19 protein-coding genes and 1 pseudogene are annotated in these 21,781 nt (G+C 61.4%); 7 read left to right on the top strand and 13 right to left on the bottom strand.

Annotated features, from left to right (window positions below; translation table 11 throughout):
- The 4 genes and pseudogenes from BLR24_RS30535 to BLR24_RS29555 all read right to left on the bottom strand — a co-directional run.
- Window positions 1-94 (bottom strand): annotated as a pseudogene (locus BLR24_RS30535) (branched-chain amino acid ABC transporter permease); the annotation flags it as partial.
- A gap of 112 nt (window positions 95-206) precedes the next feature.
- The gene (locus tag BLR24_RS29565) at window positions 207-1,403 is read right to left on the bottom strand and encodes a branched-chain amino acid ABC transporter substrate-binding protein (protein WP_093024130.1); all 1,197 of its coding nucleotides are present in this window, start codon (window positions 1,401-1,403) and stop codon (window positions 207-209) included.
- Window positions 1,404-1,441: 38 nt separating this feature from the next.
- Complete coding sequence (locus tag BLR24_RS29560; RefSeq protein ID WP_093024128.1) at window positions 1,442-2,887, bottom strand: amidase; 1,446 nt, start codon at window positions 2,885-2,887, stop codon at window positions 1,442-1,444.
- An 18-nt stretch (window positions 2,888-2,905) separates the two neighbouring features.
- On the bottom strand, window positions 2,906-4,342 hold the full coding sequence (locus BLR24_RS29555) for an aldehyde dehydrogenase family protein (RefSeq protein ID WP_093024144.1): 1,437 nt from the start codon (window positions 4,340-4,342) through the stop codon (window positions 2,906-2,908).
- Between the two features lie 124 nt (window positions 4,343-4,466).
- Here BLR24_RS29555 and BLR24_RS29550 point away from each other — a divergent pair, with 124 nt between their 5' ends.
- The 3 genes from BLR24_RS29550 (at window position 4,467) to BLR24_RS29540 (ending at window position 8,162) form a co-directional block, all read left to right on the top strand.
- Entirely contained in the window at window positions 4,467-5,921 is a 1,455-nt protein-coding gene (locus BLR24_RS29550) for a MocR-like pyridoxine biosynthesis transcription factor PdxR (RefSeq protein WP_093024126.1), read from the top strand.
- Between the two features lie 103 nt (window positions 5,922-6,024).
- Entirely contained in the window at window positions 6,025-7,032 is a 1,008-nt protein-coding gene (locus BLR24_RS29545; RefSeq protein WP_093024124.1) for an SIS domain-containing protein, read from the top strand.
- Between the two features lie 242 nt (window positions 7,033-7,274).
- Complete coding sequence (locus BLR24_RS29540; protein WP_093024142.1) at window positions 7,275-8,162, top strand: LysR family transcriptional regulator; 888 nt, start codon at window positions 7,275-7,277, stop codon at window positions 8,160-8,162.
- A gap of 47 nt (window positions 8,163-8,209) precedes the next feature.
- On the opposite strand, the gene BLR24_RS29535 is transcribed toward BLR24_RS29540, so the two are convergent.
- The 9 genes from BLR24_RS29535 to BLR24_RS29495 form a co-directional block, all read right to left on the bottom strand.
- Window positions 8,210-9,415 (bottom strand): trans-sulfuration enzyme family protein, encoded by a 1,206-nt coding sequence (locus BLR24_RS29535; protein WP_093024122.1) that lies wholly within the window; start codon window positions 9,413-9,415, stop codon window positions 8,210-8,212.
- Between the two features lie 67 nt (window positions 9,416-9,482).
- Window positions 9,483-10,223, bottom strand: coding sequence for an amino acid ABC transporter ATP-binding protein (locus BLR24_RS29530; RefSeq protein ID WP_093024120.1), 741 nt, complete (start codon window positions 10,221-10,223; stop codon window positions 9,483-9,485).
- 18 nt (window positions 10,224-10,241) lie between these two features.
- Window positions 10,242-11,315 carry an amino acid ABC transporter permease gene (locus BLR24_RS29525; protein ID WP_254787652.1) on the bottom strand — a complete coding sequence of 358 codons (1,074 nt, stop codon included), beginning with the start codon at window positions 11,313-11,315 and terminating at the stop codon, window positions 10,242-10,244.
- Between the two features lie 20 nt (window positions 11,316-11,335).
- A complete protein-coding gene (locus BLR24_RS29520) occupies window positions 11,336-12,508 on the bottom strand; it encodes an amino acid ABC transporter permease (RefSeq protein WP_093024116.1) in 1,173 nt (390 codons plus the stop codon).
- Between the two features lie 27 nt (window positions 12,509-12,535).
- Complete coding sequence (locus tag BLR24_RS29515; protein WP_093024114.1) at window positions 12,536-13,555, bottom strand: amino acid ABC transporter substrate-binding protein; 1,020 nt, start codon at window positions 13,553-13,555, stop codon at window positions 12,536-12,538.
- A 135-nt stretch (window positions 13,556-13,690) separates the two neighbouring features.
- A complete protein-coding gene (locus tag BLR24_RS29510; RefSeq protein ID WP_093024112.1) occupies window positions 13,691-14,488 on the bottom strand; it encodes an aldolase in 798 nt (265 codons plus the stop codon).
- Between the two features lie 126 nt (window positions 14,489-14,614).
- Window positions 14,615-16,255 (bottom strand): thiamine pyrophosphate-dependent enzyme, encoded by a 1,641-nt coding sequence (locus tag BLR24_RS29505; protein ID WP_093024110.1) that lies wholly within the window; start codon window positions 16,253-16,255, stop codon window positions 14,615-14,617.
- Window positions 16,256-16,268: 13 nt separating this feature from the next.
- Window positions 16,269-17,255: an acrylyl-CoA reductase (NADPH) gene (locus tag BLR24_RS29500; RefSeq protein WP_093024108.1), complete on the bottom strand. Its 987-nt coding sequence runs from the start codon at window positions 17,253-17,255 to the stop codon at window positions 16,269-16,271.
- 21 nt (window positions 17,256-17,276) lie between these two features.
- Complete coding sequence (locus BLR24_RS29495; RefSeq protein ID WP_093024106.1) at window positions 17,277-17,942, bottom strand: acrylate utilization transcriptional regulator AcuR; 666 nt, start codon at window positions 17,940-17,942, stop codon at window positions 17,277-17,279.
- 274 nt (window positions 17,943-18,216) lie between these two features.
- On the opposite strand from BLR24_RS29495, the gene BLR24_RS29490 reads away from it, so the two are divergent.
- The 4 genes from BLR24_RS29490 to BLR24_RS29475 are packed head-to-tail and all read left to right on the top strand — an operon-like array spanning window position 18,217 to window position 21,776.
- Window positions 18,217-19,200, top strand: a complete 984-nt coding sequence (locus tag BLR24_RS29490) for a Bug family tripartite tricarboxylate transporter substrate binding protein (RefSeq protein ID WP_093024104.1) — start codon at window positions 18,217-18,219, stop codon at window positions 19,198-19,200.
- Between the two features lie 28 nt (window positions 19,201-19,228).
- On the top strand, window positions 19,229-20,431 hold the full coding sequence (locus tag BLR24_RS29485; RefSeq protein WP_093024102.1) for an acyl-CoA dehydrogenase family protein: 1,203 nt from the start codon (window positions 19,229-19,231) through the stop codon (window positions 20,429-20,431).
- A complete protein-coding gene (locus BLR24_RS29480; RefSeq protein WP_093024100.1) occupies window positions 20,428-21,090 on the top strand; it encodes a CoA transferase subunit A in 663 nt (220 codons plus the stop codon). The genes BLR24_RS29485 and BLR24_RS29480 overlap by 4 nt, the downstream gene beginning before the upstream one ends.
- Window positions 21,087-21,776, top strand: coding sequence for a 3-oxoacid CoA-transferase subunit B (locus tag BLR24_RS29475; RefSeq protein ID WP_093024098.1), 690 nt, complete (start codon window positions 21,087-21,089; stop codon window positions 21,774-21,776). The genes BLR24_RS29480 and BLR24_RS29475 overlap by 4 nt, the downstream gene beginning before the upstream one ends.
- Window positions 21,777-21,781: the final 5 nt, after the last annotated feature.

Below are 21,781 nucleotides of genomic sequence, written 5' to 3'. Positions count from 1 at the left end.
TGATGCCGTACACCATGGTGTAGCCCAAGGCTATCAAGGCATACATGCTGCCGAGAACCAGACCGTTGATGATCTGCTGCAGCAAAATTTCCATAGATGTCTCACGAATCTTATTTATACGTTGACGAGAATCACAGGCGATTCCGCGCAGGAAGAACTATCAAGAAGCACATCGACGGTCTCGCACCCCGTGATGTGCCGATCGCTCAACGAACCACGGCCAGCTGCTGCCGCTTTCCTAATTTGTAGGTGTATAGCGTCAGGGCACCATTCTTTATGTCACCCTTCTCATCGAATCGGATCGGCCCCGTCACCCCGCGGTAGTCCGTCTTCCGAAGTTCGGCCAGGTATTCCTTGGGATCGACAGAATCGGCACGCGTCATCGCGTCTGCCAAAAGGTGCACGGCGTCGTATACATACGGCGAATAGACCTGCACGTCGATGCCGTTCTTAGCCTTGAAATCCGCTTTGAATTTCTGCTGCATCGTCTTGAACTCACCGTCCACTCCACCAGCTTCGGCACAAACCACCGTTCCGTCACCGATGGCATCACCCGCCAACTTCGGCAACTCTTCGGTGCAAAGACCATCCCCGCCAACAAACTTGACATCGAGGCCGAGTTGCTTAACTTGCCTTAGCATCGGACCTCCCACAGCATCCATCCCACCGAAGAAAAGAATGTCCGGCTTGGCAGACTTGAGCTTGGTCAAGATCGCTGCAAAGTCGGTCGATTTATCGGTCGTGAATTCGTGCCCAACGATGGATGCGCCGGCCGCTTTGGCAGCCTTCTCGAATTCCTCAGCCACGCCTTGGCCATATGCGGTGCGGTCGTCAATCACCGCGATTTGCTTCCCTTTGAGCGTCTCGACTGCGTACTTTCCCAGGACTCCACCCAGTTGTGTATCGTCGGCCACGACGCGAAACGTCGTGTTGAAACCTTGCCGTGTGTACTTTGGGTTTGTAGCAGAAGGTGAAATCTGCGGAATGCCTGCATCGTTGTAGAGCTTCGACGCGGGGATGGAAGTGCCTGAGTTCAAGTGTCCCACCACGCCGTTGACATTTTCATCCACGAGCTTCTGGGCAACGGCCGTACCTTGCTTCGGATCTCCGGCATCGTCCTCCGCCACCAGTTGGAACTTGACGACCTTTCCACCAATCTTGAGCTCCTTTGCATTCAGGTCGTCGATCGCCATTCTTGCACCCAACTCATTATCTCTGCCAAGGTGCGCTATAGGCCCGCTCGTGGGCGCAACATGCCCAATTTTGACTACAAGCGCGCTCTCGAAAGCTCCAGCCACCGCGCTTGGTACAGCGGCAGATTGCGGTGGAGTTCCTTCCGGACTCCTGCCGCACGCTGCGATCACAAGCGCAACAAGTCCCACTGATAACATTCTTGACTTCATTACCGTCTTTCTCTGCTTGTTAAGAAATCTGCCGCCGCCTAGAGAGCGGCGGTGGATGCCATCCGATTGGATGTATTCAACCCTCTCTCGGCAATCAACGCTTCAACGGCTCTTGCGATCGCAAGGACGCGATCGTCCTGACCTCTAGCCCCAAATATCTGGATGCCAATTGGCAGTCCGTTTGGCAGGACGTCACACGGGATGACACATGCAGGCTGTCCGCTCAGGTTGAGCGGATAGCTAAAGCTGGACCATTCCGGCCAACTCTTCATCGCACTGTCTGGTGGGACTTCGAGTCCAACGTCGAACGCGCAAATAGATGTGGCAGGCGAGATCACCACATCGACTTCGCATAGCAGCCGATCCATGGCCGCACCGAAGCGCGCGCGACTGACTTGGGCGTCGAGCAGATCGGTGGCGCTAAGCAAACTTCCTCTTTCAGCCGCGGCATGAAAGCCTGGATCGAGCAAGTTGCGCTCCATCTCAGACAGAGTGGCAAACTTCAGCGCAGCTCCGGACAGCCAATGTCGATCGAAGATCGACACCACATCCATCGCCGGAAAATCAAAAGGCACAATCGCGGCGCCGTAACTCGCCAGTTCCGCGAGTGTTGCATTCACGGCCCGCTCTACCTCTGGATCGAGCGGACCTGCGAGTGGCTTTGACCAAAAGGCCACTTTGAGCTGTGAAATATCGACCGCATGCGTCATCAACTCGAGCGCGTCGCCCTGGCGCTGGGACCAATCGTTCAGGTCGCGCCCTAACATGGCGCGCAACATTCTCTCGACGTCATCCACGGTCCTGGCCATTGGGCCCGTATGTGACAAGGAAAAGAATCCGCTTGGCGGGTAGTTCGGAACCCGGGCAAAGGTCGGCTTCATGCCGACGATGCCCGTGAACGATGCGGGAATTCGAATCGATCCACCTGCGTCGGTTCCGAGATGGAAAACTCCTGCACCGGCAGCAGCGGCGACTGCCCCTCCTCCAGAGGATCCGCCGGGCGTCTTCGAGCGGTTCCAAGGATTGCGGGTAGCTCCCCATATGGGGCTGTCGGTAACGGTCTTCCATCCAAATTCTGGTGACGCCGTTTGTCCGATGAATACGACTCCAGATTTTCGTAGTAAGGCTACGGAGGGAGCATCTGACTTCAACGGGACTTCAGAGGATGCATTGCTCCCGAACCGAACCTTCCACCCATCAACCCAAACCAGCTCCTTCAACGTTGTGGGAATGCCGTCAACCTCAGACATCGGGGAACCAAGCCGCCATCGATCCTCAGACGATTTCGCAGCCTTCATGGCTCCTTCGACGTCGATGAACGTGAACGCGTTCAAGGACTCCTGAACGCGGAAAGCCTGTTCGATTGTTGCTTTGGCAACCTCAACAGGAGAAACATCACCTGTCGAATATCTTTCCGCCAGTTCTTCAGCACCCAACTGGCAAAGAGCAGGCGCGCTATCGAACAGATCGCATTTCGGAAGCATTTGTTGGACCTTATTGGATTAAGTATTTGCGAGTGCAACGTCGTTCCGGATTCGCCGCTTGATACAGACGACCTTGGGCTGCGTCATCTCTTCGATGGCGAACCTGACACCCTCCCGACCCAGACTTCCAGCCTTCACCCCACCAAACGGCATCGCGTCATGCCGAAAGTCGGTAGAGTCATTGATCATTACTCCACCCGCTTCCAACAAATCCGCTGCCGCAAGCGCCGACTCAAGACTGCCCGTGAAGATCGCGGCATGAATCCCGTAAGGTGTGGCATTCGCTTTCATCACACCCTCCTCAAGCGAAGAGATTCGATTGACGAATACGACAGGAGCGAAGGCCTCTTCGCAAGCCAGCATGGCGGTGTCAGGAACATCAGCCATGACGGTGGGACTAAGAATGGAACCCTTGCGGGTCCCGCCGGCGACGATTCGCGCACCAAGTTCGACGGCCTGTCCAATCCATTCCTCAGCGCGTTCAGCGGCCGCAACTGTGATCATGGGTCCGACATCGGTTTTCTCATCCAACGGATCCCCCACGATCAAGGCATTTGCCTTCTGCGCAAGCGCCTCGAGGAATCTTGCAAACACGCGGTTCTGCGCATAAACGCGTTGAACTCCGATGCAGTTTTGGCCCGCCGCCCAGAAGGCGCCAGACGATATCGCCTCTACAGCATCGTCAATGTCGCAGTCGTCCAGGACGATCACTGCCCCGTTTCCTCCGAGATCCATGCTTATGCGCGCCAGTCCCATCTCTCGCTTTATTGCATGTGCGGTTTTGAAGCCGCCAGTGAATGAAACGAGTCTCACGCAGGGGCTGGAGACAAGCAGCGGTCCGACAACGTCGCCTTTTCCGGTTACGACCGTGACGATATCCCGAGGCAGTCCCGCCTCCAGAAGTGCATGTACCAACCGAAGCCCTGACAAAGGTGCGAGATCGCTCAGTTTCAACACAACCGAGTTTCCCGCTGCGATGACTGGACCAAGCTTGTGCGCTACGAGGTTGAGAGGATCGTTGAATGGGGTGATCGCGACTACTACGCCGATGGGCTCTCGGGTGAAAAAACCAGTGCGACTTTCCGACCCAACGTACGAATCGAAAGGGATCACTTCGCCCGCGAGTCGCTTGGCTTCTTCTGCGGAAATTCTCAAGGTATTGACGCATCGCGCGACCTCCTTCCGCGAAGCCTTCAGGACCTTCCCACTTTCATGCGTTATCAGGCGTGCATATTCATCTTTCTGACCTTCAATGATCGACGCGGCGCGTTCGAGAATTGCAGCCCGCTGATGACGTGGGAGCCGACGGCTCACTTCGAACCCCCGCACCGCGGCTTCCAGTGCAGCCCGCGTGGTTTTTTCGTTGTCGTTCGGAACATTGCCAACGATCGATCCGCTGAATGGGTTCAGCACTTCGACTCGCGGGAGGTAGGTTGGGAGTGAGGTAGCAGACATACGAATCTCCGGCGTCTTCCTTGCGCAATTGATGAGGCACAAGACCTCGAATAGCGCGCAGAATATGACCAATGTGGCCCACAAGGTAGTGCCAGTTTTTTAACGTCGACTGATCCAATTCGAAGTGAAATCCAACCCAACCTATCCTCTGTGGAGTAGCTTCGCGCTCGATCGCACCGACAAAAGACCGATTCAGGACCAGATCGTGATGTTCTTTCGCGAGGCGATTTCATCCGGAAACTTGCGATCGGGCACCCGTCTTCCGCCAACCCGCGAACTCGCAACGGAGCTCGGAGTAGCGCGGAATACGGTTGCACTGGCCTACGAACGCCTGATGGCTGAGGGCTATCTGAACGGCCGCGTTGGCTCGGGGACGTATGTCACAGAAGGACTTCCTCGCGCAAAAACCGTTGGGCACGATGTGCCGGTGCGGCGGCCCTCCACCCGAGGACAGCGAATGCTCAACGCGGGCATCGGCGTCGTCGCGAGTTCAACACTACCGCTCACTCCGGGGCTCCCTGCGTTGGACCAGTTTCCCTTCGCCTTGTGGGCTAGAATGACCGGACGGTTCTGGCGAGCGGAACCGCAGCGTCTGCTGCCGTACGGCGACCCTGCCGGGTACCTGCCTCTTCGCAAAGCTCTGGCTATTTACTTGAGAGCTGCCCGCGGAATCTCATGCGAGCCCGAGCAGGTACTGATCGTTTCCGGATCGCAGGCAGCAATCGATACCGCCGCGCGGGTTTTGCTTGATCCAGGAGACACGGTCTGGGTCGAAGATCCCGGTTACGTTGCCGGCCGTAGCGCGCTTGCGGCAAACGGGGCTCGACTAGCTCCCATTCCTATCGACTCTCATGGAATGGACACTGGGGCTGGCACAGTACTTGCACCTCACGCGCGGCTTGCCATGGTCACGCCCTCACATCAGTACCCCTTGGGTTCGGTCATGAGCCTGCCTCGAAGAATGGCGCTGCTCGACTGGGCGGAACGGGCCGACGCCTGGATTCTCGAAGACGACTATGACGGCGAATTTCGATATGTGGGCAAGCCCGTGAGTTCGCTGCACTCGCTGGACGCGAGTGGGCGAGTCATTTACATCGGGACGTTGAGCAAGATACTGGCGCCATCTCTGCGGCTAGGCTACATGGTCGTTCCGCTCGATCTAGTCGATGCTTTCAGCGCGGCAAGAAGTGTCGGGGACCGACATGTTTCCATCGAAGTGCAAGCCGCTGCGGCGGAGTTCATCGACGGGGGGCATCTTGCTGCTCATGTGCGACGACTGCGACCTATCTACGATGAAAGGCGACAGGCACTGCTGGAGGCCTTCTCCGCCATCAAGGACCTGGTCGAGCCGATCGACCATGGCGCCGGTCTGCACTTCATTGCAAATCTCAGGCTCGCGGTTCCTGATGCCGAAGCGTCCGCGCGCGGCTTGAATTTAGGAATCAACGCGACCGCTCTCTCGGGCTACGGATTGGAACGTTCGGATTTGAATGGGTTCGTTGTTGGTTTTGCCAACACTCCTCGAACACAGGCGGCTTGGGCGGTCGATCGTCTGCGCCAAGCAATCCTCAACGACTGACGGCCGGTCAAATTGGACCATCTGAAGAACCAAAAGTGGAGCTTTTAGCAAGTCCAATAATCAATACGATGAGAGGCTCAATGTTCACTTACAGGAGCTTCTCATGAAACATTTTGCGTTCGACGATCAAATCGCTTCGCAGTACGACGCTGTTGCCAAGGTTCTCAAGACCATCGACGTCCCAGCGCTGGACCCGACCCGCCCGGTGATCTTCGCTGGCATCGGAACGTCGCTACATGCTTGCAAGGTGGCTGCCTACTGGGTATCCGAGTTGTCAGGTGGACGTCTGCGTCCAGCCGCAGTCGAGACTCATGACTATGCATTGCGCGGCGAGATCCGCTCGGAAGACCAGATCGTTGTTGTTAGCCATAGAGGCACGAAGCGCTTTCCTCATCACCTTTTCGAGCGTGCAAAAAAGGTCGGTGCAACGACAATCGCCGTTGCTGGTGAGGGGGCAGAGAATCCGGGCGGAGACGTGGTACTTCGCACTTGCGCTGACGAAAGGGCAAGCACGCACACGGTTTCGTATCTCACTGCACTCGCGGTCCTCGGACGCCTGGTCGCAAAGATGCTGGGAAGTCAAGGCATCGCCTTTGACAACCAGCTTGACAAGGTGCCGACTGCGATTAAGGAAACACTCAGCAAGCCCGCTCCCGTGGACATCCTGCCTCGCTTGATCAACAGGGAGCCCCTGTTTCTTACGGGTTTTGGTATTGACGAGCTGTCTGTTCTGGAAGCTGCTCTGAAGATCAAGGAGGGCGCCTATCTATGGGCAGAGTCAATGTCTGTTGAGCTCGCGCTGCATGGCACACCGGCCGTCTTCGAGGCGCGCATGGCTGCAATCACGGCAATTCCCAATGTCGATGACGGCGGCCGTACGGAAGCGTTGCGGATCTTGCTCAAGGAGCTTGGCGTGGAAGTCCTGACGTTGGGCGAGGGAGACTGCGACCTGCCGTTTGCAAGCGTCGACTATCTGCTGCGACCCTTCGTGTCCATCATTCCGCTGCAGCGCCTCGTTGCGGAATTGGCTCGCCGGCGTGGATCAAATCCAGATACCACCCGTGAAGATGTCGAGCCCTGGGCATCCGCTACATCGCGCGTTCGGCTCTAAGAAGGAATGTAAGCGTCGCCTCAAGACCCGTCTTGACACGCCGGAGAAACTGCGGCGGTTCGCTCTCACCACCCTTGACCTCGTCGATGAACGTGTCCTTTGACCAAGCCAGAACGATCGGGTAGAAAGGGCGCCAGAATGGCAGGCCGGGACTTCGGGGCGACCGCGTCACCCGAACGCACGGGTCCGACAGCAACTCTTTCGCGTCGCCCGTCAACTACTAACCACGAAACACGATGGCGATCGAAACACTTGACCGGCCACTGCGGTATTTCCTTTGCATCGCAGAGCTGGGTTCACTTTCCAAGGCTGCCGAAAAACTCGACCAGACACAGTCCGGATTGAGCAAGCAACTGGGCACGCTCGAATCGAACCTTGGCCAATCGCTGTTTGTCCGGACGGGTCGCGGCGTGGAGCTGACCGAAGCCGGTACGAAACTCTACGACGCCCTGGCGCCGGCCTTCAGAGAGATCGATCGCGCTGTGGACAGCGTGCGCCGGCAAGGGGTTACGCACGGCACGGTTCGCCTGGCAACGGTCCATACGCTCAGCTACTACTTCGTCGCTGAGGTGTTCTCGCTCTTCGTCAGCACACATCCGGATGTGAATCTCTCGCTGCTGAGCCGCAGCTCGCCAGAAGTCGTCGCTCTGGTCGAGAACGGCAAGGCGGACCTGGGTTTCGTCTACGACTCCGCGGTGGACTGCGGAACCTTGGCATCGAAGCCGCTGTTCGAGGACGAAATGGCGTTGGTCGTCCTCGACAGCAGCCCCCTGGAATCGCCCCAAGACCTGTCGACCCTCAGCCTGCGCCTTGTCGGCTTTCCCGCGCACTACGCTCTGAGGCGGATGATCCACAGCGCCGGGTTGCAGGCCACCTATGTGGCCGAAGCAGAGACCATCGACGCCATGCTCAAGCTGGTCTCTTCCGGGGTCGGCCATTGCATCTTGCCCTCGCGCATTCCCGACAGGCTGCTTGCCGACTACGGACTTCGCAAGGTTTCCATCGAGCGCCCTGCACTGCGCCGACGGGTGGTGGCCATCTCCAGCACGGGCAAGGCAATGGCGCCGTTGACCTCCGACCTGCTCGCTTGCGTCTTGCAGGTCGCCGAACAACTGCAACGCTCGACCTGATCTTTCAGCGCCGCATTGGCTGCCCTTGGAGTACCGGCTTCCTCTCGCTACTGCAATGAGTCCAGTGCCTGCCGAAGATCGGCGAGGATGTCATCCACATCTTCCAGCCCGACAGACAGCCTGATGAGGTCCATCGTCACGCCGGCGCTCAGGCGCGCGGCAGGCTCGACCTTCTGGCGCGCCAGGATCAGGGTGCCGGGATGGGTGATCAGGGTTTCGGTGTCGCCCAGGCTGATGGCCCTGGAGATGAGCTTCAACCGGTCGATCATCGCGATGGCGCCGTCGCCACCGGCATGCAGCTCGAAGGAGAGCATCCCACCACCCGCACTCATCTGCGAGAGGCCGAGTGGACGATCCGGGCTGCCTTCGAGGTAGGCATACCGCACGAGCTTCACCGCCGGGTGGGCTTCCAGCATGCGGGCAACCTTCAATGCACTCTCGCTGTGCTGACGCATCCGCAGCGTGAGCGTCTTCAGTCCACGCAGGACCAGGAAGCACAGCATGGGCGAGAGCGTCGCGCCGGTCATGTACTTGAGGCCCTCCGACCTGATGCGCTTGATCGTCGTCAGGTCTCCAAGCACGACCCCTGCGAGCAGATCGCCGTGCCCGTTGATGTACTTTGTCATGGAGTGCACCACGAGGTCCGCACCGTGCTCGATCGGCCGCTGCAGCGCGGGCGAGCCGAATGTCGAATCGACGAGCACCCGGACGCCGGGACGGCTGTGCGCCACTTTTGCAAGCTCACGAATGTTCAAGAGCTGAGCCGTCGGATTCACGGGCGTTTCGAAGTACACGAGCCGTGTCCGATCGGACAGGGCCTCCTTGAGGTTCTCAGGCTTGGTGAGGTCGATCTTCGTGACCTTCACCCCGAAGCGCGGCAGGCCCTCGTCGACCAATGAAGTCGCAGTCGAGTACATCGTCTGGTGCACGATCAGTTCGTCTCCGGCCGAGAGAAGCGTGAGCAAGGTGGAGCAGATGGCTCCCATGCCCGAGCCGGTGGCCAGTGCGGCCTCGGCCCCTTCGAGCTCTGCGAGCCTCGTCTCCAGGAGATGCTGCGTCGGGTTGTGCTGCCGGCCGTAGACGTATCGGTCGCTTTCTCCGGAGAACACTGCTGCGGCCTCGGCCGTGTTGTCGAAGGCGAAGGTGGAGGTCATGTAGATCGGCGGAGAAACGGCTCCATAGGGATCGGATCTGTCGTGGCCATGGTGCAGCGCGCGCGTCTGAAATCCCAGGCCTTGCGAATCCTCGTTCATGCTTGACTCTTTCATTCTTGATTCCGTCGATAAAAACATGCCGGCATCCCGGCGGCAGCGCCTGCGCCTAGTGGACGATCTGGTTCAGAAACTGGCGGGCGCGATCTGTCTGCGGGTTGCCGAAGAACCGCTCTGGAACGTTCTCTTCGACGATCTCCCCCCGGTCCATGAAGATCACCCGGTCCGCCACCTTGCGGGCGAAGCCCATCTCGTGCGTCACGCAGAGCATGGTCATCTTCGTCTCCTCGGCGAGGCTCACCATCACGTCGAGCACTTCCTTGACCATTTCGGGGTCGAGCGCCGAAGTGGGTTCGTCGAACAGCATGACCTTGGGCGACATGCACAGCGACCTCGCGATAGCAACGCGCTGCTGTTGTCCCCCGGACAGTTGGCCCGGGTACTTGTGCGCCTGATCCGGAATGCGAACCCGCTCCAGGTATTTCATTGCGATTGCCTGCGCCTCGGCCAGCGGCTTCTTCAGGACCCAGGTCGGCCCCAGCGTGAGGTTCTCCAGCACGGTGAGGTGAGGAAACAGGTTGAAGTGCTGGAACACCATGCCCACTTCTTTCCTGATGGCCTCGATGCGCTTCAGGTCATGGATCAGTTCAACGCCATCCACCATGATGAGCCCCGACTGGTGTTCCTCGAGCCGGTTGATGCAGCGGATCATCGTGGACTTGCCCGACCCGGACGGTCCGCAGATCACGATCCGCTCTCCCCTCTGCACGTTCAGATCGATGTTTTGCAAGACATGAAAGTCCCCGTACCATTTGTTGACCTTCTGCAGACTGACGATGACTTCGCTCATTGATGTTCCCTTTGGACGCTAGCGCTTCAGATCCAACTCGAGAGATCGGCTGTACCTCGATATGGAATAGCAGAAGACGAAATAGATCAGGCCGATGAACAAGTAGGCCTCCACGCCAAAGCCTGTCCATGCGGGATCCGCAAGAGCCGCCTTCGCTGCTTGCGTCAGGTCGAAGATCCCGATGATGACGACCAGCGAGGTGTCCTTGAACAGCGCGATGAAGGTGCTCACCAGCGGCGGAATCACGACCTTGAGGGCCTGGGGCAGGACGATCTTGCGCGTCTGCTGCCAGTAACTCAATCCGATGGACTCGGCGCCCTCGTATTGGCCCTTGGGAATGGCCTGGAGCCCGCCGCGGACAATTTCCGCAACGTAGGCCGCCGCAAAAAAGATGATCGCCAGCTGTGCCCTCAACAGCTTGTCGATGCTGAAGCCCTCCGGCAAGAACAGGGGCAGCATCACCGACGACATGAACAGCAGGCTGATCAAGGGCACGCCGCGTATCAGCTCGATGTATGCAACGCACATTGCCTTGATGGCCGGCATCCGGGAGCGGCGTCCCAGGGCGAGCAGGATGCCGATGGGAAAGGCAAACGCGATCCCGAATGTCGACAGGATCAGCGTCAGGGGCAAGCCGCCCCAGCGCGTGTTCTCGACGAAGGCCAGACCGAGCAAGCCGCCCCACATCAAGGTCGCCACGGCCAGGATCGTGAACGCCCACAGCCCGACGATCTGGAGTCCGGCCAGCCTGCGCGTGGCGGTCCACACGATCGACGCGACCAGCAGCGCCGTCGCCAGCAATGGCCGCCATTGCTCGGCATGCGGATAGGTGCCGAAGAGAATGAGCCGATACTTCTCCCGGATGAAAGCCCAGCAAGCCCCACCCGCCTCCCTGCAGGCCTGGGCGTCGGGGGCTTGGAAGCTGGCCTTGACCAACAGCCATTGCACAAGTGGCGGTGCCAGCATCAGAACGAACCAGATCGTCAGGATCGTCAATACAGCGCTCGCTGGAGACTGGAAGAGGCTTTGGCGCAGCCTGGTCATGAGCCTGGCCCGGACTCTGGGCGGCGCCAGCAAGACGGGCCGATCCATTTGGGTGGTGGTGCTCATGCTTATCTTTCCACCAGCGCAATGCGCTTGTTGTACCAGTTCATCAACAGCGAAACTGTGAGGCTCACAGTCATGAAGGCGGCCATGATGATCAGGACGCCCTCGATCGCCTGGCCGGTCTGGTTCAACACCGTGTTGACGACGGAAACCAGGTCGGGGTAGCCGATCGCGACGGCGAGCGAGCTGTTCTTGACCAGGTTCAGGTACTGGCTCGTCGTGGGGGGCACGATCACGCGAAGCGCCTGGGGCAGGATGACGAGCCGGAGCACCCGGGACCTCGGAAGCCCAAGCGTCTGTGCCGCCTCCCATTGGCCGTGGCTCACCGATTGGACGCCGGCGCGGACGATCTCTGCAATGAACCCGGCCGTGTAGGTGACGAGGCCGACCAGCAATGCGAACAGCTCGGGAGAGAGCGCCCAGCCTCCTTCGAAGTTGAATCCGCTCCGGTGAGGAATGCTGAGATGAAATTCGCGGCCTCCGAGCAGCCAGCCGGCCATTGGCATGAGCAGCAAGAGCATCACGGCGAGAGGCCAAAGTTTCGATTGGGTGCCGGTCCGGCGCCGGCTGGAGCGCTGCCATCGGCCAACTGCCACGATCGTGAGTACGGAGATCACCAATCCCCAAAGAATTCCCGCAACGGCCGGTCCGTCGACCGATGGCATCAGCATGCCGCGGTTCGACAGGTAGACGCCCGGAAGCGGATGAAAGGCAGACTTCGGACCCGGCAGCAGTTCACCGATGACGGCATACCAGATCAAGAGCTGCAGCAGAAGCGGCACGTTGCGGATCAGTTCGACGTAGGCACTTGCCAGCCGCACGATGAGCCAGTTGCTCGACAGCCGGGCGATCCCGACGACGACCCCGAGCACCGTGGCCAGCACCAGCGCAACGGCGGAGACCCGCAGCGTGTTGGCGAGTCCCACGAGAATGGCGCGGGCGTAGGTGTCCGAAGGGGAATACTCGATCAGCGACTCGCCGATGGCGAACCCCGCTTCTCTTTCCAGGAATGCAAAACCGGTTGCGATGTTGCGGGTCGCGAGGTTGTGCAAGGTGTTGGAGACAAGGTAGTACGCCATGAGGGCGGCCAGCCCCACGACGACGAATTGGTAGGCAAGTGCCCTGAACTCCGGATTGTTCCAGCTGAACTTGAGCGGAGCGCGGTGGTGTGAGCTCATGGGGAGGCCTGTCGCACAAGCGTGGCGCTATCGAATGGGCCACCCGTACATCAAGCCGCCCTTCGTGTACAAGGCATTCAGGCCGCGATCAAGCTTCATCGGACTCCCGGCGCCCAGGCTGCGGTCGAACATCTCGCCGTAGTTGCCGACCTGCTTGATGATGTTGTATGCCCACTTGTCGTCAAGCCCGAGTCCCTTGCCCATGCCAGGAGACGTACCGAGGATCCGCTGAATGTTGGGCGGGATGCTGCCCTTTGCGATCTCGTCGACGTTCTTGGACGTCAGGTTGTATTCCTCCGCCTCCAGAAGCGCATTGAGCGACCAGCGCACGACGTTGAACCAGGCTTCGTCGCCTTGGCGGACCATCGGTCCGAGAGGCTCCTTGGACAGCGGCTCGGGCAGGATCACATACTTGTCCGTGTTTCCAAAGGCGATACGCGCGAGCGCCAGCTGCGACTTGTCCATCGTGATGCCATCGCAGCGGCCCGCCGCGAACGCGCGCTTGATCTCGTCGACGGTGTCCAGCAGCACCGGCTTGAAGCTTTGCTTGAGACCGCGAAACCAGTCGGTGAGGTTCAGCTCGGTGGTGGTCCCCGGAAGGACGCAGATGGTTGCGCCAGCCAGGTTCTTCGCGCTGCTGACGTTGGCATCCTTGGTCACCATGATGCCCTGGCTGTCATAAAAGTTCACGCCAACGCCAATGAGGCCCAGCGTGGTGTCGCGCGACATCGTCTGGGTGGTGTTGCGCGTCAGCACGTCGACTTCGCCGGACTGCAGCGCAGTGAAGCGTGCTTGCGTGGTGAGCGGGATCACCTTGAACTTGGTCGCATTGCCGAACATCGCGGCTGCAATGGCGCGGCAGGTGTCCACGTCGATGCCCTGCCACTCTCCCTTGCTGTCGGTGAATGCGAATCCGGGGAGATTCGTCGAGACCCCGCACTGCACGAAGCCTCGCTTCTTCACCGTATCGAATGTTTGGCCGGCATGGCCCATGCCTGAAAGACAAAGGCCCATCAGGGCGGCGGCCGCGAGGCGGACAAGTTTCATGGCGATCTTTCTTGTGGACTGGAGGTTTTTCAGCGCGGACGCTGGGCATGGAGAGCGGGCGGGCGAACGAGGTCCGGGACGGACATGCCGGATGCACGCCCATCGAACTCAAGGCGCAGGTGTGGGGCGAGTGCTCTAGGGGCGCGGCCGGCCGGCGAGCGGCGCTGCCGAGCTTGCTTCGGCCTGCCGGCACCAGTAATCGAAGGTGCTGTTCACGATCGAAGGCTTCAGCAGATAGTCGTGCGCCTCGCGCGCCAGCGTGTCGTCCACCGGCGTCAACGGGCCGAATGCGGCCTGCGCCCGGATCTGCATCCGCGCGGCACGCTCGAGATACACCGACAGGTAGGTGGCTTCCTGTGTCGTTGTCCCCGCCGTCAGGTAGCCGTGGTGCGCCAGGATGATGGCTCGCTTCGATCCGAGCGCCCGCGAGATGATGACCCCTTCATCATCCGCAATCGGCACCCCCGGCCACTCCGCGAGGAATGCGCAATCGTCATGCAGCGGCGTCATGTCCATCTGAGCGATGACCAGTGGCTGCCTGGCTGCGGCGAGCGCGGAGGCCCAGGGCGAATGCGTGTGGACGATGGACTGAACGTCGGGCCGCGCCTCGTACACCCACAGGTGGAACCGCGTCGCGGGGTTCGGCATGCCGCTCCCCGTCAGCGTGTTCAGGTCGCCATCGACTTCGATGAAGTCGTCCGGGGTGGCTTCGTCGAAGCCGAGACCGAACCTGAGTGTCCAGTACGCGCCTGCTCTCTCGGACCGTGCGCTGATCTGGCCTGCAAGACCCGCTTCCTGCCCCGTCATGGCAAGGATCCGGCAAGCACAGGCCAGGTTTTCCTTCAAGGTCCGGCGAGGTGACGCCAGGTGCTTGGCCATCTCCCGGGTGGCACGATCGTCAAAGTAGTTCTTTGATCGCAGGTCTTCAGCCATGTGGCGTGTCTCCGTGTCCTTGTAATGACACAAAGTATCCTGGGCTTCGGCTCGACACACCATGCAGCCCAGCTCATAGCAGCTATGAGCTTCGCGCGGCGACACGCCGGAAGAATGGACGGGCGCTCAATCCCACTTGAGGGAGCGTTCCACCGACATGTCCGGATCGCTGCAGACTTCGATCAACGCCGGTCCCTCGACGCTCATGGCTTGCTCGACGATGCCTGCGGCATCCCTGGAGTGCTCGATCTTGAATCCGCGGGCGCCGAACGCCTCGGCTAGTTTTGCAAAGCCGGGATTCGCCAGGTCCGTGCCGCTGATGCGATGGGGAAAGTGCCGCTGCTGGTGGGTGCGGATGGTGCCGTACGACCCGTTGTTCGACACCACCACGCGCAGGTTCAGCCCCCTGTCGACCGCGGTGATCAATTCGTTGCCGTTCATCAAAAATCCGCCATCGCCGACGAAGGCGAGTACTTCTCGCCCGGAATGGCGCAAGGCAGCCGCTATGCCTGCCGGGACACCCGTTCCCATGGCTCCGCAAGCCGAGCCGAGCAGCCGGTTTGCCGGCGTCATCTTGAAGATGCGGTGAACCCAGGCTGCAAAGTTGCCCGAATCGGTGGTCAGGACTGCATCGTTCCGGGCCAACCGTGCGATCGCCATGATGGTGTGGCCCAGAACGTCGTTCGCCACCACATTTTGTGGCTGCCAGCCGTGCGCGCGGTCGGCCGCCGCACGCACCCGCTCGAGCCACTGGCTCGACACCGCCCTGGAGCCGCCATGGCGCAATGCGGCACGCACGAAGCCGTGCGCCGTCGAGACGATCGGCAGTTCCGTGGCGAAGTGGCGCCCGATAATCGACGGATCGGGATACACGTGAACGAACTTCTGCGGATTGGTGCCTTGCCGCGGAAAGGCGAACCCCAGGGACGACACGTCGCCCATGCGGCTGCCGATCGCAACGATCAGGTCGGCTTCGCTGAAGAGCGCCGTGTGCGCGGGCGAAGTGAAGAAGCTCAGTTGACCCAACCAGCGAGGGTCTGCGTTGGAGAACTGGTCCTGGTTCTTGTTGGTGACCGCAACGGGAATGTTCCATCGGCCAACCAGCGCCTGGAGATCGTTGCGGAAATCATCGGTCCGGCACTCACCGCCCACGATCAGGATCGGCCGGCTGGCCTTGGAAAGCAGATCGTGCACACGCGCCGCATCCTCCAGGGTCGCCTCGGCGAATGCCACACCGTGAACCCGCGCGGGCTGCCGCTCGACCAGTTCGGTCAGCACGTCTTCGGGCAGCTCGACCGCGACCGGCCCCGGCGTTCCCGAGGCAGCTGCGGCAAAGGCGCGGGCCATCACTTCGGCGACGGCCGCCGCCTTGTCGATGCGCCCCGACCATTTCAGCAAGCCGGAGAAAGCCTTGGCGGAATCGATTTCCTGAACGGCGCCGCGGCCCAGGTTCGGCGTTTCGACCTGACCAATCAAGAGGATCAGCGGTACCGCTTCTTCGGCCGCCACGTGGACGCCGATCGCGGCATTGAAGGCTCCCGGCCCCCTGCTCGCCATGACGATGCCGGCGCGGCCCGTCAGCTTGGCGTCGGCAATCGCAGCCAGGGCCGCGGATCCTTCATGGCGGCATGTCACCAGATCGAAGTCCTCCCGCGCATGAAGCGCGTCCAGCAGCGCCAGGAAGCTTTCACCGGGAACGCTGAATGCACGGTCCGCACCATGCGCGACCATGCTGTCGACAATGGCCTCGGCCACTCGATACGTCATGACGGTCCTATTCTCAAGACGCGTTCACGTCGACGACCACGCGACCGCGGATCTCGCCCCGCATGAGCCTCGCGGCCGCATCGATCGCTTGCGGCAGCGCGATCTCGGTCGCAATGTCTTCCAGGAACGGTCCGTGCAGATCGCGCGCCAGCCGCTCCCACGCCGCGACGCGGTCTGCCTTTGGCCGCATCACGCTATCGATGCCGACGAGGCTTACACCGCGGAGGATGAACGGCGCAACCGACGCGGGCAGGTCGAGCCCCTGGGCCAGGCCGCACGCGGCGACCACGCCGTTGTATCGAAGCTGCGCGCATACGTTGGCTAGCGTGTGGCTGCCAACCGAATCCACGGCGGCGGCCCAGCGCTCCTTCTGCAGCGGCTTGCCCGGTTCGCTCAACTCCTTGCGATCGATCACGTCGGTAGCACCGAGCCGCCGAAGATAGTCGGACTCGCCCGGCCGCCCCGTGGACGCGGTGACCGTGTACCCGAGCTTGGCCAAGAGGGCAATCGCAACGCTTCCCACGCCGCCGTTCGCACCCGTCACGAGCACCGGCCCATCGCCCGCCTTGAGCCCATGCCGCTCCAGGGCCAGCACGCACAGCATGGCGGTGTACCCCGCGGTCCCGATGGCCATGGCATCCCTGGTGCTGAAACGCTTCGGAAGCGGAATCAACCAGTCGCCCTTCACGCGCGCCCGCTGTGCGAGCCCGCCCCAGTGCGCTTCGCCAACGCCCCAGCCGTTGAGCACCACCGTGTCGCCCGGCTTGAATTCGGGATGGTCGCTCTGCTCCACCACGCCCGCAAAGTCGATGCCCGGGACCATGGGGAAGCTCCGGACGACGGGACCCTTTCCGGTGATGGCCAGGCCATCCTTGTAGTTCAGCGTGCTGTAGTCGACACGGACCGTGACGTCGCCTGCGGGCAGGCGGTTTTCATCGATCTCGGCCAGCGAGGCGCGGTAGCCCTCCGCGTCTTTCTCAATGACGATGCCTTTGAACATGTTTTCACTCCAATATAAAAATCATTGATCCGCCGCGTGGCGGGGCGAGGCCTGGGCGCGCGCGCCCAGGCTGAACAGGAATGCCTCGATGAAGGTCACCAGGGGACGGTCCGACTGCACCAGCCTGGCTCGGAGCACGGCCCCCTCCCAGGCGATCCAGAAGAACTCGGCGAGCTGCTCGACGTCCAGCGTTGCCGCAATGGTTCCTGCGGACTGGGCCTCTCGCAGGCAGCGAGCCACCCGCTCCTGCCAGCCGACAAGAATGGCATTGAGTCGTTCGCGAAAATCCACAGGCAAGGCACCCAGTTCCTGGCTCAGGTTGCCAACCAGGCAGCCGCGCGTGAAGCGGTGCTTGCGCATGCCCCGGGATGCATCGGCAATGAAGTCGGCAAGCCGATCGAGCGGTGCGCGTTCCTGGTTCAGCAGCCACCGATCGAGCTTGCGCTTGAAGTAGTCGTCATACGCGTCCATCACGGCCGCTCCGAATGCGTCCTTGTTTGCGAAGTAGTGATAGAACGAGCCCTTGGGCACGGTCGCCCGCTTCAGCACGGCATCCAGGCCCGTCGAACTGAAGCCCTGCTCGGTGAGCAGCTCCATCCCGCATCGGATCAGTACATCGCGCGTTGCCGCATACGCCGGCGAAGGCCGCTTGCCGCGCGCCACGGCCGTTCTGGGTTTTTCTATCATGCGGCAATTTTAGACCGATCGCTTAGAGATCATCCACTGCTTTCTCGAAGGCGTTCGCGCATCCGCCGAGTCGCACCAACATGCGGACGCGCACGCACTTTCATTGGGCGATTCGCACTTCATTGCGAGACCGAAGGATCGAATCTGCAGATTTCTCCCGACTTGAGCGCAGGCCCGAGTCTTGCTCGTAAACCCTGATACGAGTCCTAATTGACACAATGTGTCCTGTAGCCAATACTTCTACCACCTCCTCACTTCTGCAGAAGGAAGCCCCATGAAGCCCCACTCCATCAAGAACTGGCTTGTCGCCGCCGGCCTCGCCTGCCTGGCCATCACCACCGCGTTGGCCGACGAGCCGTATCCGTCGAAGCCCATCAAGCTCGTGGCGGGTTTCCCGCCAGGGGGGCCCACGGACATCGTTGCCCGCGTGATTGCCCAGGCTCTGGGCAAGGAACTCAATGGCACGATCATCATTGACAACCGCGCGGGCGCCGGCGGCATCGTCGGTGCCGACGCCGTGGCCAAAGCGAAGCCGGACGGCTACACCCTGCTCGTCGCGGTGGAGTCCTCGCAGACGCGCGGCCAAGCCTTGAATCCGACGCTTTCCTATGACCAGCTCAAGGATTTCGCCTACGTCAGGAACGTCGCCAAGCAGCGCAACCTCGTCGTCGTGAATCCCGAGGTGCCGGTCAACAGCATCAAGGAGCTCATCGCCTACGCCAAGGCAAACCCCGGCAAGCTGAATTTCGGCGGCACCTTCGGCGCGACATCGCACATCGGCGGAACGCTGTTCGATGCACGCAACGGCACGCAACTCACGTTCGTCAACTACAAGGGCGGCGCACAGCCCATCACCGATCTCATGGCCGGCGTGGTGCAGGTCGGCTTTTTCACCGAGGCAACGGTCGCCCAGCACATCCGCGCCGGAAAGATCAAGGCCCTTGCAGTCGCCGCGCCGGAGCGTTCGCCCGCATTCCCGGACCTTCCCACGCTCCAGGAAGCCGGCAGCAAGCCGATCGATCTTTCGCCCTGGTTCGGCATTGCGGCACCTGCCGGCACGCCGGGCCCCGTCGTCCAGAAGATTGCGGCGGCGCTCGACAAGGTGGTGACGAGCCCCGAGTTCCTGGCGCAGTTGGAGACGCTCGGCGCCGTCCCGGTAAAGGCGTCGACACCCGATCTGTACACCAAGCAGGTGGCCAAGGAGATCGTGTTCTGGAACGATTGGGCGAAGACACTGACGACGCCCCTGGCCCGCTGAACGAATCCCACCCGAGTATTCGAACCCGATGAACTTCTACGACCTCTACGACGAGAGACTGTCCGCGGCGGAAAGATCGCTGGTCGAGACCGCCGGCGACTTCTGCCGCGGCGAATTCAGCGCCCATCTCCTGCAGTCGCACACGCAGGGTCGCGCCTACGATGTTTCGTGGATCGACAGGTGGGCAAAGGAAGGCTTCCTGGGGCTTCAAGCACCAAGGGAATTCGGCGGCCACGATGCCTCGTTCCTCTGCAAGATCCGTGTGGCCCAGACGATGGCGGAGCATGGCTTTGCCGCCGCCTTTGCCATCAACAATCTGCAGGGCTCCGTGACTCGCGTGGCCCGCTTCGGCTCCGAGAAGCAACGTGCCGAGCTCCTCGGCGCCATGCTGGGCGGGCGCACGCTGTGCGCCCCCGCCATGTCGGAGCCGGACGGCGGCAGCGACCTGGCCGCGCTGAAGACAATGGCACGGCGCGTGGACGGCGGATGGCTGATCAGCGGCACGAAGTCGTGGATCACCAACGGTTCGATCATCCAGTGCGCCAACCTGCTTGCAAGAGTTGAGGACCCAGCCGGCGCGGAAGCTGACGATATCGCGTCTTTTCTGGTGCCCCTGGTTGACGGGCCGACGCTGCGCAGGGAAGAGCTCGTCATGCCGGGGGCACGGTCCTTCAGGCTGGCCTCCCTGATCTTCCAGGATCATTTCGTTCCCGACTGGTGTCTCTTCGACCCGCCGGGGCAGGCGTTCAAGTCTTCCATGGCATCCGTCAATGCCGCACGCGTTCACGTCGCGGCAATGTGCGTCGCCTCTGCCAGGGCCGCCTTGGCAGAGACGGTCGGCTACGCGGAATCAAGGCAAGCCTTCGGCAAGCCGCTGCTCAGGCACCAGGGACTCGGATGGGAACTCGCGGAGGTATCCCTGCGCCTGGAAGCAGCCAATGCACTCGTGCTGCGCGCTGCGATTGCCGTGCAAACGGGAAAGGCGGCCCTGACGCTGGCCGCGCAGGCGAAGAAGTTCGCCGTCGACGTGGCCGTCTGGGCACTCGACCAGTGCCAGCGTGCAATGGGCGCCACCGGCGCGAGCGCCGATCACCGCCTTTCCATGCTGTCGAGCGAAACAAGGCTGGCGGCATTTGGCGACGGCACCAGTCAGATGCTGCTCGACCGCATCGCCAAGGGCCTGGCCAAAGACTACGGGCCTTCGCCCGCGCAAAAGGAATCTGATCGATGAGAAATGTGGTCGTCAAGGATGCGAGCGCCGCGGTAGCTGGCTTGCGCGACGGAGACACGGTGATGGTCGGCGGTTTCGGCGGCGCGGGCGTTCCGCGCGGGATGATCGAGGCGGTACTGGACCTGGGGGTGCGCGAACTGACCGTCATCTCCAACAACGCAGGCTCCGGCGGCCAGGACCTTTCGCTGTGGTTCGGTGCGCGCATCGTCCGCAAGATCATCTGTTCCTATCCGCGAAGCGCGGACGTGTTCGCCGACCAATACCGGGCCGGCGATGTCGAACTCGAACTGGTCCCGCAGGGCACGCTGGTCGAGCGCATCCGGGCCGGCGGTGCGGGCCTTGGCGGATTCCTCACTCCCACGGGTGTAGGCACCGTGTTCGAGAAGGGCAAGCAGAAGGTCGTGGTCGACGGCCGCGAGTTCCTTCTGGAGAAGCCCTTGCACGCGCAGTTCTCGCTCCTGAAGGGTCGGCAGGCCGATGTGCTCGGCAACCTGAACTACAACAAGACGGCACGAAATCATTCCGTGGTGATGGCCACTGCCGCAGAGGTGGTCGCGGTGGAAGTCGACGAACTCCTGGAGCCCGGCGAGCTCGACCCCGAAGGCATCATCACCCCTTGCATCTTTGTCGACCGCGTCTTTCTCTCGAGGCCCGCATGAACTCGCTATCCAGACTGGAACTCGCGCGCCTGGTCGCACACCAGCTTCCCAAGCAAGGGTTCGTCAACCTCGGCATCGGAGCACCGACGAGCGTGGCGGATTATCTTCCCTCCGATACCTCGGTCATGCTCCACAGCGAGAACGGCATTCTCAACGTCGGGCCAAAACCGGCCGAGGGAGAGGAAGACCTGGACCTGATCAATGCAGGGAAGATGCCCGTCACACTCGCCCGCGGCGGCTCCTTCTTCGACTCGAGCCTGTCGTTCTCGATGATGCGCGGAGGCCACCTCGACATCGCCATCCTCGGTGCGTTCCAGGTCTCCCAGCACGGTGACCTGGCCAACTGGACCACGGGCGATCTGAACGGTGCGCCGCCGGCCATCGGCGGAGCGATCGATCTTGCCGTGGGAGCCAAGCAGATCTGGGTGATGATGGAGCACACCACGCGCGACGCCCAGCCGCGCCTGGTCGAGCGTTGCACCTTGCCGCTCACGGCAGTGGGTGTCGTGGCCAAGGTGTTCACGAATCTCGCGATCATCGACGTCACCGCCGATGGATTCGTCGTGCAGGCGCTTTTCGAGGGTGCATCGCTTGAATCGGTGCAGCAGCTCACCGGAGCGCCGCTGAAGCCGGCGCCCACGCTGCGGCGATTCTCTTCGAATGGGGTGCTCGCGCCGTCCCGCTGAGGCTG

This window comes from Variovorax sp. OV700 (assembly GCF_900099805.1).
GTDB lineage: Bacteria > Pseudomonadota > Gammaproteobacteria > Burkholderiales > Burkholderiaceae_C > Variovorax.
The sequence above is the reverse complement of the archived record's forward strand: the minus strand, read 5'-3'. Positions and strand labels throughout refer to the sequence as shown.